The sequence below is a fragment of the Allomuricauda sp. ANG21 genome (assembly GCF_040705235.1).
Lineage (GTDB): Bacteria > Bacteroidota > Bacteroidia > Flavobacteriales > Flavobacteriaceae > Flagellimonas > Flagellimonas marina.
Map to the genome: position 1 here is coordinate 46,769 of NZ_JBFCVT010000003.1, position 12,108 is coordinate 58,876.

Genomic DNA, 12,108 nt, shown 5'->3' on the forward strand with positions numbered 1-12,108 from the left:
TATCTTTAATAGATTCAACAGGTATAAGTTTTTAGGATATGCACGCTAGAACCCATTTTTTGCAAAAAATAACATCCCTTGTTTTTTTGGTGGCTGGGATAATCTTTTGCCCAACCCATTCCTGGGCTTTCCAAGAAGAAGGCACCAATGACTTTAATCAATATAGAGGTGAGGTCGTCGACGAATCTACCAATAAACCTCTGGTTTTTGCCACAATTTCTGTGGAGGGTACCAATATCAGTACCATCACAAATACCGAAGGAGATTTCTTGCTGAAGGTTCCTAAAGATATTGACATTGCTGCCGGCAACGTTATCGTTTCCTTCTTGGGCTATAAAAGCAAGACCATTCCATTACTTCAGTTTCAGCCAGAGGGCAATACCATTGCACTTTTAGTATCAGTTACGCAACTTTCGGAAATCAATATCAATGCCCCTAAGGATGCCAAGGCTTTGGTAAAGGAAACTTTTGCCAGAAAAGGCGAAAACTATTTTAATGACCTTACATTGATGACCGCCTTTTATCGGGAAACCATAAAAAAACGAAGAAGAAATGTGTCCCTTTCTGAGGCTGTGGTCAGTGTTTATAAAACCCCCTATAATTCCACGCGTAATGATGCATTGGAATTATATAAAGCACGAAAAAGTACCGATTACAGCAAGTTGGACACCGTTGCTTTAAAACTACAAGGTGGACCATTCAATACATTGTATGTGGATATCATGAAATATCCCGAATACATTTTTGCAGACGGCTCCATAGATGACTACACGTTTTCTTTTGACCGCTCCACGCGAATCAACGACCGGCTCATATACGTGATTAAGTTCAATCAATTGGAAACCATTATGGAGCCCTTATATGGTGGCGAACTTTTTATTGATGTAGAAAACAAAACGTTGACCAGTGCCATCTACAATCTCAATATCACCGATAAGGATGCCGCGGCTCGTCTTTTTGTCCGAAGAAAACCCGTTGGAGTGGATGTTTGGCCCACCGAAGTGGCCTATCGTGTGGATTACCGCGAAAAGGGTGGTAAGTGGTACTATGGGTATAGCAGTGTAATGATGGAATTTAAAGTTGACTGGGCTGATAAATTGTTCAACTCGGTCTACAGTATGACCGCTGAAATGGCTATAACCGATTGGGAAAAGAACGAAACAGGTCAACTCCCCAGAAATAGGGAGCGGGTTAAAAAATCCATTATCCTAAGTGATGAAGCTGTTGGTTTTTCCGATCCAGATTTTTGGGGCGAGTATAACATTATAGAACCCGAAAAGTCAATCGAGTCCGCTATCCGCAAAATTCAACGGCAATTGCGACGCTCTCAGCGTAATAGCAAATAATTCTAAGCAGGATAGTTCATATTTTTTTTGCATTTTTACCAAGGGATTCAGCTTTGGGTTTAATCATGCAACCTCTACTTCATGTCTAAAAGAAGAAACTTTTTAAAATCAGTCGCTGCTTTAGGGACTACAACACTATTGCACCAAACTGGTTGGAGTAGTTCTCCACTATCTCAAGTGGAATCTCGTATCAAGCCTCCAAAATTGAAAAAGGGAGCTACCATCGGTCTGGTGGCCCCAGGATACTCCATTGATCAAGAGAAACTTTACCTAGTAGTAGAAACCTTGCAAAAAATGGGATTTAAGACCCATCATACAGATCGTATTCTGGATAACCGTGGGTATTTCAGCAATACGGATGAAGAACGAGCCAAGGATGTAATGGAGATGTTTACCAATCCTCAAGTTAATGCAATCCTGTGTGTTAGAGGTGGATATGGCTGCACTAGACTATTACCTCTATTGGATTATGAACTTATTCAACAAAACCCAAAGCCGCTCATTGGTTTCAGTGACGTTACGGCATTAATCAATACTATTTACCAAAAAACGGGATTAGTGGGTTTTCACGGTCCAGTTGGAATCACAATTGATAACGAGTACAGTCAAGCTTATTTTAAGCGTATACTTATGGAGGGGCCGGAAATCCTGCCCATGAAAAATGTTATTTTAACGGACCCTGAAGATTATATGGACAGTGAATATCACAGGTACACCATAACCTATGGTGAGGGCCAGGGAAAACTTGTGGGCGGCAACCTGTCCTTGGTAACCGCCATGATGGGCACGCCTTATGAAATTGATTTTACGGATAAACTGGTTTTTTTGGAAGAAGTGGAAGAACCTCCATACCGTATTGACCGTATGCTCACACAATTTTCAGAAAGTGCTACGCTCCCTAATGCCAAAGGAATAATATTAGGAGTATTCAAGGGCTGTGACCGACTAAAAATGAGTGACAACTTTACCCTTAAAGAAGTCATTACCGATAGATTGGCACCTTTGGGAATTCCAGCGATGTACGGTATGAGCTTTGGTCATGTGCCCAATAACCTAACCCTTCCTATTGGTATAAATGCCCATTTTAATGCCACAAAAAAACAACTCCGTCTATTGGAAGCTGCTGTTTTATAAAGATAAAGAGCTTCTTTTTGTTAAGAAACTACGTTCTTTTATACTTCTATTTACTTGCAAAAATTTCTCTCACCGATTACTAATATTTCTATCTTTGGCGGCTAAACATAAATTTTATTTAACTATGAAAAAACTAGTTTTAGTAGTCGTTGCAGTGTTTGGAATTGTTCTATCCTCCCATGCACAGGAAGCAAGATTTGGAGCAACTGCGGGATATTTGAATGCCCGGGGTAGTGTTAAGGCTGAAGATATTACTATATCCGCATCAGAATCTGGATTTTATATTGGTGCAGTAGCTGATTTTAACGTCGCTGAAAACTTCAATATTCAACCTGAGCTTTTATTTGCGGTTGTAGATGAATCAAATGGATTGATACTTCCTATTCTTGGTAAATTTGCCATTTCAGAGAAATTTAATCTTCAATTTGGGCCACAACTTGTGTTTTCCCTTGAAGATACTCCAGAGGATTTTAGTAGTGTGGAGTTTGATGTAGCTGGAGGTATTGGCTATGACATTGATGAGGATTTCTTTATTGAAGCACGGTACACATTTCAAATAAACAACTCGTATACGGGCAGTGAGGACATCAAAGTTAGGGGCAACTATTTATCCGTAGGAGTCGGTTATAAGTTTTTATAATTTTTAGTTACCTCAAAATATAAGGGCCGTGATTTCACGGCCCTTTTTTATTTTCAATACTACCTCTAAAGAATTCTATTTAGAAAAATTCTCAAGCGTTCTAATAATTATAGAAACACAATCCAGTAATTGCTCACGGTTCATGACCAAAGGTGGTGCAAAACGGATTATGTTGCCATGGGTAGGTTTCGCCAACAATCCATTTTCCTTTAAGGCCATACAAATATCCCACGCTGTGGAACTGTCTTCGGAATCGTTTATAACAATAGCATTGAGCAATCCTTTGCCACGCACCTTTACAACCAAATCACAAGTTGGAATGAACTTGTTCAACTCATCCCTAAAAACCTTACCCAATTCATCTGCATTTTGGGCGAGCTCTTCCTCTTTGATAACTTCTAGGGCAGCCATACCCACAGCAGCTGCCACAGGATTACCTCCAAAAGTACTTCCATGACTACCAGGAGTAATAACTTGCATAATATTGTCATTGGCCAATACCGCCGATACAGGGTAAGCACCACCCGAAAGGGCCTTGCCCAATATTAAAATATCTGGTTTTACGTCTTCATGGTCTACAGCAAGCATCTTTCCGGTTCTACCAATTCCAGTTTGAACCTCATCAGCAATAAAAAGTGCATTATACTTCACACAAAGTGCTTTCGCCTTTTTCAGATAGCCTTCGGACGGAACATAAACTCCAGCTTCCCCTTGAATAGGTTCCACCAAGAATCCGGCAGCATGAGGATTGCTCTCCAAAGCTTTTTCCAAAGCCACCAAATTATCGTATTCTATTTTAATGAACCCCTGTGTGTACGGACCATAATCTTCTCTGGCCACAGGGTCATTTGAAAAAGAAATGATTGTTGTGGTGCGTCCATGAAAATTATTTTCGCAAACAATGATCTGCGCTTGATTCTCTGGGATTCCTTTCTTTTGATACGCCCATCTTCTACAAATTTTCAATGCAGTTTCAACCGCTTCTGCGCCCGTATTCATGGGTAAAAGCTTATCGAACCCAAAAGTGGAGGTGGCGTATTCCTCAAATCTACCTAGCATGTCATTGTAAAATGCCCGTGAGGTCAGGGTCAAGGTTTTCGCCTGTTCCATCATGGCCCCCACAATTTTTGGGTGACAATGTCCTTGGTTTACCGCGGAATAGGCCGATAAAAAATCATAATACCTATTCCCTTCTACATCCCAAACATAGACACCTTCTCCCCGGCTCAATACTACAGGAAGTGGGTGATAGTTGTGGGCTCCATACTTGTTTTCCAAATCAATCGCTTGCTGCGATGTTAAATGCTCTAAAACAGCCATTTTAAATAGTTTTAAATCAATAAAATAACCATTCCTACAATACCTTTATTCTTTCGAAGTCTCGAAAAAGCAGCGTGGGAGAGAAATCATCCCTAGAAGTGCCTGCAAATTACAAATTATTGCTTAAATCCAAGTGTTACAGATGTGTATTCCGAAAATTTAACCCCAACAAAGTTTAGGGTCAATTTAAGAAGCTGCACAATGTCAAATACCAAAAAGAAGTTACTTTTGCCCCATGCGGAAAAAGAACAGGAGACAGACATTTGAACAAGTAGAGGTCATTGATGCCGGAGCAAAGGGAAAGTCAGTGGGGAAAGCTCCGGATGGACGGGTAATTTTCCTATCCAATGCCGTACCTGGTGATGTGGTGGATGTTATGACCACCAAAAAGCGAAAAGCGTATTTTGAAGGTGTTGCGACCCATTACCACACCCTGTCCCCAAAAAGAACTGCCCCTGTTTGCGAGCATTTTGGGGTTTGCGGTGGATGCAAATGGCAGAATATGGCCTATGAGCATCAACTGTCTTTTAAACAGCGCGAGGTAGAGAACAACCTTAAGCGTATTGGACATTTGGAATTGCCGGAGACAACTCCCATTTTAGGCTCCAAAAAGCAATATTTCTATAGAAATAAAATGGAATTTTCCTTTTCCAACAGTCGATGGCTTACCCAAAAGGAAATCAACTCTGAAAAAGATATTGAAGATAGGAATGCATTAGGTTTTCATATTCCGGGCATGTGGGACAAGATTTTGGATATTAAAAAATGTCATTTGCAACAAGACCCATCCAATGCCATTCGGTTGGAAACAAAAAACTTCGCCCAAAAAAATGGACTTTCATTTTTTGACCCCAAAAAGCAAGCAGGTCTTTTGCGCACATTGATGATCCGAACAGCTTCAACCGGGGAGATTATGGTTTTGGTCCAATTCTACGAGGATAATTTAGAGCATCGTGAGCTTCTTTTGAACCATCTTCAAACAAAATTCCCTGAAATCACCGCGTTGCTATATGTCATCAACTCCAAGCAAAACGATACCATTTACGACCAAGAGGTCATCTGCTTTTCGGGGCGTGACCATATTTTTGAGGAAATGGAAGGGCTACAGTTCAAAATCAATGCAAAATCGTTTTACCAGACCAATTCGGAGCAAGCATACGAGCTGTATAAAGTGACCCGCGATTTTGCCAATCTCTCTGGAAATGAAGTGGTCTACGATTTATATACTGGAACAGGAACCATTGCCCAATTTGTGGCCAAAAAGGCCAAAAAAGTTATTGGTGTGGAATCTGTTCCAGAAGCAATTGAAGACGCCATCGCCAATGCCGTGCACAATACTATTGAGAATGTTGAATTTTTTGTGGGTGATATGAAAAATGTGTTCAACCAATCCTTTATTGGCCTCCACGGCAAACCTGATGTTATTATCACAGACCCACCAAGAGATGGGATGCACAAAGATGTGGTGGAGCAGTTGCTACAAGTTGCCCCGTTAAAAATCGTCTATGTAAGTTGCAATAGTGCTACACAAGCCAGGGACCTTGCCCTTATGAAAGATTTGTACAAGGTCACCAAAGTTCAGCCCGTGGATATGTTCCCGCAAACCCACCACGTTGAAAATGTTGTACTTTTGGAAAAACGGGTATAATTTTTGACTTTAAACCTGCTGAACCGGAATGAAAAAAATTCTCCCCATCTTACTTATCGCTTGTTTCCTTATCTATTTTTCCTCCTGTGAAAAAGACGACATCTGTGTGGAAGGCGACACGCCACTTTTGGTAGTTGGTTTCTTTGATATTGAGGATACCACTCTTGCCAAAGAAGTACCTTCCCTTCGCATTAGGGCCATTGACAACAACACCGTTTTGGACAACGACTCCTTTAATGATAGGGCCAACTCACCCGATTCCTTATCAATTCCCCTACGGATTACCACCACAAACACGTCTTATGTGTTCATTATGGATTCTGCGGACGATGCGGAAACAGAATTGGAAACTGGTAATCTGGACACACTGAGCATTGCGTATACCAACGGTGAAGCTTTTATTTCTAGGGCTTGTGGTTTTGTTGCCAATTTCAATGATTTGTCCGTAACACTCACAGAGGGCGCCGATAACTGGATTCAAGATATTCAAGTGGTCCAACAAACAGTAGAAAACTCCAATGCTATCCATGTCAAAATATTTCATTAGTCTTTTTTTACTCTTTCTGTTGCCTTTACTCACAAGGGCACAAAGTGAGCCCATAGACCTTCAGGCCAAGGATACCGTGGAATATAAAGATGAATATGGACTGCGGGTCGGGGCTGACCTGAGTCGATTAACTTTCTCATTTATCGATGAAGATTATACCGGACTGGAACTTGTCGGCGATTACCGACTCACCCGAAAACTGTATCTGGCCGCTGAAATTGGAAATGAAAAAAAGCTGCAGGATGAAAGCCTAGGCAGTACCTTGTTGTATCGCTATGAAACATCGGGAAGCTATATTAAGATTGGAGCGGAAGTCAATACCTATGAAAATTGGTTCGGTATGAACAATGCCATTACCATTGGTGGCCGTTATGCCGTTGCCAGTTTTAGCCAAACGTTGCAGGACTACAATATTTATGAAAGTAATCAATTCTTTAATCCTGATTTTGTGCCAGGTAACAACCCCAATGTCGAGTACAGTGGACTAAGTGCGTCATGGCTGGAGTTTGTCATGGGCATTAAAGCGGAATTGTTTGCCAATATTTATATAGGCATGAGCGCCCGTCTGGGGTTTTTAGTTACCAACAAAGAAGATGAAAATTTCCCCAATCTTTGGATTCCCGGGTTTAACAAGGTTACGGGCGGAAGTAATTTTGGGGTGGGCTACAACTATACCCTCACCTACTTTATTCCATTGTATAAGAAATCAAAAAAGACCAAGGAGACCAATCAAGAGCCCTAATGAAGAATATCCACATCAACTATGTTGAATTTAAAGCGAAGGACCTACAGAAAGTAAAAGCATTCTATTCTGGGGTGTTCGGCTGGACCTTTACAGACTACGGCCCAGATTACACCGCTTTTTCGGAAAGCGGACTTGAGGGTGGCTTTGAAAAAACGGAAAACGACATTGTCAATGGAGCACTTATTGTACTGTATCATCAGGATTTGGAAGCTATCCAACAAAAGGTAGAACAAGCAGGCGGAACAATTGCCAAAAACATTTTTTCCTTTCCGGGCGGACGTCGGTTCCATTTTAAAGACCCATCCGGTAATGAACTGGCCATTTGGTCCGACAAGTAATTGTTTGATAAATAAAAAGCCTGCTTCCGCAGGCTTTTTTCGTCAGTAATTAATTTGAGTTAGTTAAGTAATCTTAAATTCTTGAGTTAGTTAGTTTGAATCTTAAAGGCTTCAAAAATAAACATTTTGGTAAACTTAAGTAAATTTTAATTTAACATGGAGCACTTTTTTCGTGTAAATCCCATCAATTTGCGTTGAATTTTGCCTTTTTGCTGCCCTCGTACATCTCATAATGAACCAATCTAGCCTCCAATTTCCCATTAAAAACTTTAATTTTTCTAGACGTCTTAAGTCCAACATACTTTAAAGCTTCTAAATTGGAGGTAATCAACCAAGCATCCGTTCCTGGATAATTCTGTTTTAACGTATCCCCTATTTTAGTGTAAAACTCTTCTATCTCAATAGGTAGGCGCTCTCCGTATGGTGGATTGAACACCATATGTAGTTTTCCTTCCACAGGCTTTTCAGTTTTGAAAAAATCCTTGCGTTCTATGGTCATGTATTCCGAAAGATTCGCATTATCAACATTTTCCTGCGATTTTCTGACAGCGGAAGGGGCTTTGTCATACCCAACGATCTTGTGATGAAACTCCCTTGTTTTGTTCAAACTGGCATCGACTATTTTTTGGTGCAATTCGGGTTCATAATCCGCCCAATTCATAAAAGCATAGGACTCCCTATTAATGTTTGCTGGAATATTGCAAGCTATCATACCCGCTTCTATCAAAAATGTTCCACTACCGCACATGGGGTCCAAGAAATCGGTTTGACCATCCCAACCACTCTGTAAAAGCAGTCCTGCAGCCAAGACTTCATTAATGGGTGCAATATTGGTCAAAATCCGATAGCCTCTTTGGTGAAGGGAGGCACCGGAACTATCCAGTGAAACCGTACATTGATTTTTAAAGATGTGGATATTGATGCGTACATCAGCATCCTGCGAATTTACATCGGGACGCTGCCTAACCACAGCTCTGAACTTGTCCACGATAGCATCTTTTGCCTTAAGTGACACAAACATGGAATTATTGAAATTGTCCGAGTTCACCGTGGAGTCAATGGCAAAAGTCTTTTCTTGATGAAAAATGCTGGGCCAATCCACTTCATAGACATTTTTATACAGGTCCTTTTCATTGTGGACCTTAAATGTGGCAATGGGCTTTAGCACTTTTAGGGCAGTACGTAAGCAAAGATTGGCCTTGTAAAGAAATCCAGTATCCCCTTCAAAGGTTACATTTCGTACACCCTCCTCCACGTGACCAGCTCCCAAATTCCGTAATTCTTGCGCCAGAATTGGTTCAAATCCAAACAAGGTTTTGGCCAACATCTTAAAATTTCCTGCCATCTTTTCTTAAAGTCTTTCCACAAAAATAGGCTATTTTTAACCCTTCAACCCAGCCTATGGATTTTCCTTTTTTAATTGTATTCCTAATCCCGATTATTGCTGTTTGGGGTAGCTTTACCTTTGTGTGGGTGGCAAAACCCAAAAATACTGGTAACATAAAACTGTTATTGGCGTTTAGTGGTGCATTTTTATTGGCCCTTACTTTTTTTGAGCTCCTTCCCGAGGTTTACGAGGAACATGACCCAAAAACCATAGCCTTGTTCATTTTGGGTGGAATCTTACTTCAAGTATTCTTGGAATTCTTTTCTAAAGGTGCTGAACATGGGCACATGCATTTTAATTTGGAGGAAAATAAATTTCCACTATTGCTATTTTTGAGTCTGTGCATTCACGCTTTTGTAGAAGGGGTTCCCATACACGGCAATGAGCCCATTTTATATGGTATCATCATTCATAAAATCCCTGTGGCCATCATCTTGAGCATTTTCCTGATCAATTCCAAGATAGAACTTGTTTGGGCCCTGCTTTTTGTTACGATGTTCTCATTAATGACCCCAATCGGTACATATATGGCCGCACAATCGGAATGGGTGGGGCATTACGGCCAGTATTTAACCGCATTGGCCATTGGCGTGTTTTTGCACATATCCACCGTTATACTTTTTGAAAGTTCACAGGGGCATGCTTTTAATTTAAGAAAATTGCTGGTGATCATCCTTGGGATTGGGATTGCTTATTTGGTGTAGCGGTATTTAGTTTTTTGGCTATTATACGCTAAAATCTCTCATGTATTACCTTAAATTGAATCCAATATAATTCCATGAACTAAAAACCAATGACTAATTGCCCCGCCCAGCACAAAAAAATGCCATATGAGATGGTTAAACGGAATTCTTTTGACAGCATAAAAAACTATGCCCAAAGTGTAAAAGGCTCCGCCCAATGAAAGGTAGAGCAAACCTTTGGTAGACATGTTTTGAATCAAATATGGCAAATCAATCACAATGATCCAGCCCATTACCCCATAAAGAACAAGGGAAAAGACTTCAAACTTTCCAGTGAAAAAAAGTTTAAGTATAGTTCCGAACAAAGCGATTCCCCAAACCAAATAAAATAACAACCACCCTTTGGAGGGCAAGAGCACGGTAAGGCATACCGGCGTATACGTACCAGCAATTAAATAATAGATACTGATATGATCCCAAACGCGCAATTTCTTTTTCAATTTTGGGTTCTGAACGGAATGATAAACCGTTGAAGCCGTGAATAATAGGACAAGAGAAAAACAATAAATCCAAACACTTCCATACAAATAAGGCGTTTGGCTCAAATCATTTTGAAATAGAAATATAGTGCCTATAATGGCCAATACTATTCCGAAGGCATGGGAATACACATTCCACTTTTCCTCCAATAAAACAGGGTCAGATTTAGGTGTCAATCGATTTATTTATAGCGTTTACCGTGTTTCACCACTAAATCCACATCTTGAAGCAGGTCTATATATCGCAACACATCACCCTTCACGGCGATGATATCTGCATACTTTCCGGGAGTTACAGTGCCCACTTCATCAGCAACCCCCATCCAAAGGGCGGGCCAGTAGGTAGCCGAACGTATGGCGTACATCGGGTCAATGCCAAACTCATTCACCCAAACATCAAGCTCGTTCCATGTGGATTGGCTATGAAATTTCATTGGGATTCCACTATCCGTTCCAATCAATAGTACCACACCGGCATCCAATAGTTGCTGTACTTTGGTTTGTAACGTTGGTCTTCGTGAGGGTGTCAACTGAAAATAAGGAAGCCTATCTGGGTGTTTAAAGCTGTTTTTGATGTCAGTAATCACGGTATCCGGCAATCCTAAATGCCATGAATCGTTATCCAATACTTCTTGATGATCTCTCAAATACTCATAATTGTAGAGTCCTTCCACAGTGGGGCACCAAAATAGTGGCCCCTTGTTCATTTGAGCGGTGCGCTCTTCAATTAGTTTTATGATATCATCCGGATAACGGGGAGCAGATGACAAACCCGTGTGTTCAAAACAATCCACGCCCACTTCCAATCCTCTTCGGATTTCTTCAGGTCGATGCCCATGGGCAACAACCTTTAGATTATGTTTATGGGCTTCGTCCACAACTGCACTGAGCTCTTCCATGGTCATTTGGTCATGGTCAATCAATTTAATGACATCCACCCCAGCATTGGCCAATTTCCGAATCTTTTTCCGGCCATCTTCGGCTCCATTGACTCCCCACCGAAAATCCTCAGTCCCTGGATACGGTTTATGCTGAATAAAAGGCCCTGAAACATATAATGTGGCCCCTGGTATTTCTCCAGAATTGATAGCATCGCGTACCGCAATGCTTTCCTCCAAGGGAGCCCCCAAATCTCTAGCACTTGTAACCCCGGCCATTAAAAGCTGATGTGCCGAGGCGGGCATAATAACATCCTTAAACAAAGGAGGATAGGTTTTGTCCCAATAGGCATAATCGGCATGGCCATTAATCATAGTGTGCACGTGCATATCCCAAAGACCGGGCAACACGCTCATCCCTTCCGTAGAAATAACTTCGGCGTTTGCAGGAACAGCAAGGGTTTCTACAGTACCCACAGCTTTGATGCGTTCTCCTTCAATAAGGATAACACTATTTTTAATGGGGTCTGAGCCATATCCATCAATCAATGTGCCCCCAACCAGAGCCTTTACTTGGCTTTCTTGGGAAAATAATATGAATGAAAAGAGTAGGAAACAGGAGGTCAATCGAAGTTTTCGCATGGCTGGTTATGTTTTTGATTAAAGATAATGTATAAAAACAAAAAAGGCCCTTCACTATAAAGTGAAGGGCCTTGAGGAAGGCGGCTACCTACTCTCCCACCTGGTGTGGCAGTACCATCGGCGCAAACGGGCTTAACTTCCCTGTTCGGAATGGAAAGGGGTGGGCCCCGTCGCCATGGCCACCTAGGTCTTCAATATTTTATTGTCGGTTGCTGAGCGCAGCCGAAGCATGACATAATATGGGACGGCGCATTGTTGCGC

Annotated in this window: 12 protein-coding genes and 1 rRNA gene; 8 read left to right on the forward strand and 5 right to left on the reverse strand. The window is 41.3% G+C overall.

What is annotated here, in order from left to right:
• Nucleotides 1-68: 68 nt before the first annotated feature.
• The 3 genes from AB1A65_RS06985 to AB1A65_RS06995 all read left to right on the forward strand — a co-directional run bounded on the left by AB1A65_RS06985 (nucleotide 69) and on the right by AB1A65_RS06995 (nucleotide 3,120).
• Nucleotides 69-1,346: a carboxypeptidase-like regulatory domain-containing protein gene (locus AB1A65_RS06985; RefSeq protein ID WP_366587196.1), complete on the forward strand. Its 1,278-nt coding sequence runs from the start codon at nucleotides 69-71 to the stop codon at nucleotides 1,344-1,346.
• An 81-nt stretch (nucleotides 1,347-1,427) separates the two neighbouring features.
• On the forward strand, nucleotides 1,428-2,480 hold the full coding sequence (locus tag AB1A65_RS06990) for an LD-carboxypeptidase (RefSeq protein ID WP_366587173.1): 1,053 nt from the start codon (nucleotides 1,428-1,430) through the stop codon (nucleotides 2,478-2,480).
• Nucleotides 2,481-2,604: 124 nt separating this feature from the next.
• Entirely contained in the window at nucleotides 2,605-3,120 is a 516-nt protein-coding gene (locus AB1A65_RS06995; RefSeq protein WP_366587175.1) for an outer membrane beta-barrel protein, read from the forward strand.
• A 75-nt stretch (nucleotides 3,121-3,195) separates the two neighbouring features.
• Here the strand turns inward: AB1A65_RS06995 and rocD are convergent, their stop codons facing one another.
• Complete coding sequence (gene rocD, locus AB1A65_RS07000; protein ID WP_366587177.1) at nucleotides 3,196-4,440, reverse strand: ornithine--oxo-acid transaminase; 1,245 nt, start codon at nucleotides 4,438-4,440, stop codon at nucleotides 3,196-3,198.
• Between the two features lie 235 nt (nucleotides 4,441-4,675).
• Between rocD and rlmD the strand changes: the two genes are divergently transcribed.
• The 4 genes from rlmD to AB1A65_RS07020 are packed head-to-tail and all read left to right on the forward strand — an operon-like array spanning nucleotide 4,676 to nucleotide 7,718.
• Entirely contained in the window at nucleotides 4,676-6,088 is a 1,413-nt protein-coding gene (gene rlmD / locus AB1A65_RS07005) for a 23S rRNA (uracil(1939)-C(5))-methyltransferase RlmD (protein WP_366587179.1), read from the forward strand.
• Nucleotides 6,089-6,116: 28 nt separating this feature from the next.
• Nucleotides 6,117-6,635, forward strand: coding sequence for a DUF6452 family protein (locus tag AB1A65_RS07010; protein WP_366587181.1), 519 nt, complete (start codon nucleotides 6,117-6,119; stop codon nucleotides 6,633-6,635).
• Nucleotides 6,616-7,377, forward strand: a complete 762-nt coding sequence (locus AB1A65_RS07015) for a DUF6048 family protein (protein WP_366587184.1) — start codon at nucleotides 6,616-6,618, stop codon at nucleotides 7,375-7,377. Before AB1A65_RS07010 ends, AB1A65_RS07015 begins: the two co-directional genes overlap by 20 nt.
• Nucleotides 7,377-7,718 carry a VOC family protein gene (locus AB1A65_RS07020; protein ID WP_366587186.1) on the forward strand — a complete coding sequence of 114 codons (342 nt, stop codon included), beginning with the start codon at nucleotides 7,377-7,379 and terminating at the stop codon, nucleotides 7,716-7,718. The genes AB1A65_RS07015 and AB1A65_RS07020 overlap by 1 nt, the downstream gene beginning before the upstream one ends.
• A gap of 184 nt (nucleotides 7,719-7,902) precedes the next feature.
• Here the strand turns inward: AB1A65_RS07020 and AB1A65_RS07025 are convergent, their stop codons facing one another.
• Complete coding sequence (locus AB1A65_RS07025; RefSeq protein ID WP_366587188.1) at nucleotides 7,903-9,063, reverse strand: THUMP domain-containing protein; 1,161 nt, start codon at nucleotides 9,061-9,063, stop codon at nucleotides 7,903-7,905.
• Between the two features lie 56 nt (nucleotides 9,064-9,119).
• On the opposite strand from AB1A65_RS07025, the gene AB1A65_RS07030 reads away from it, so the two are divergent.
• Nucleotides 9,120-9,809, forward strand: coding sequence for a ZIP family metal transporter (locus tag AB1A65_RS07030; RefSeq protein ID WP_366587190.1), 690 nt, complete (start codon nucleotides 9,120-9,122; stop codon nucleotides 9,807-9,809).
• A 50-nt stretch (nucleotides 9,810-9,859) separates the two neighbouring features.
• Here the strand turns inward: AB1A65_RS07030 and AB1A65_RS07035 are convergent, their stop codons facing one another.
• From AB1A65_RS07035 to rrf, 3 genes are all read right to left on the reverse strand, one after another.
• Complete coding sequence (locus tag AB1A65_RS07035; protein WP_366587192.1) at nucleotides 9,860-10,504, reverse strand: hemolysin III family protein; 645 nt, start codon at nucleotides 10,502-10,504, stop codon at nucleotides 9,860-9,862.
• Nucleotides 10,505-10,509: 5 nt separating this feature from the next.
• Nucleotides 10,510-11,847, reverse strand: coding sequence for an amidohydrolase family protein (locus AB1A65_RS07040; RefSeq protein WP_366587194.1), 1,338 nt, complete (start codon nucleotides 11,845-11,847; stop codon nucleotides 10,510-10,512).
• 75 nt (nucleotides 11,848-11,922) lie between these two features.
• Nucleotides 11,923-12,034, reverse strand: a 5S ribosomal RNA gene (rrf, locus tag AB1A65_RS07045).
• Nucleotides 12,035-12,108 lie beyond the last annotated feature (74 nt).

Coding starts and splice junctions, on each gene's coding strand:
- AB1A65_RS06990 (WP_366587173.1), top strand. CDS start 1,428: ATGTCTAAAAGAAGAAACTTTTTAAAATCAGTCGCTGCTTTAGGGACT.
- AB1A65_RS06995 (WP_366587175.1), top strand. CDS start 2,605: ATGAAAAAACTAGTTTTAGTAGTCGTTGCAGTGTTTGGAATTGTTCTA.
- rocD (WP_366587177.1), bottom strand. CDS start 4,440: ATGGCTGTTTTAGAGCATTTAACATCGCAGCAAGCGATTGATTTGGAA.
- rlmD (WP_366587179.1), top strand. CDS start 4,676: ATGCGGAAAAAGAACAGGAGACAGACATTTGAACAAGTAGAGGTCATT.
- AB1A65_RS07010 (WP_366587181.1), top strand. CDS start 6,117: ATGAAAAAAATTCTCCCCATCTTACTTATCGCTTGTTTCCTTATCTAT.
- AB1A65_RS07015 (WP_366587184.1), top strand. CDS start 6,616: ATGTCAAAATATTTCATTAGTCTTTTTTTACTCTTTCTGTTGCCTTTA.
- AB1A65_RS07020 (WP_366587186.1), top strand. CDS start 7,377: ATGAAGAATATCCACATCAACTATGTTGAATTTAAAGCGAAGGACCTA.
- AB1A65_RS07025 (WP_366587188.1), bottom strand. CDS start 9,063: ATGGCAGGAAATTTTAAGATGTTGGCCAAAACCTTGTTTGGATTTGAA.
- AB1A65_RS07030 (WP_366587190.1), top strand. CDS start 9,120: ATGGATTTTCCTTTTTTAATTGTATTCCTAATCCCGATTATTGCTGTT.
- AB1A65_RS07040 (WP_366587194.1), bottom strand. CDS start 11,847: ATGCGAAAACTTCGATTGACCTCCTGTTTCCTACTCTTTTCATTCATA.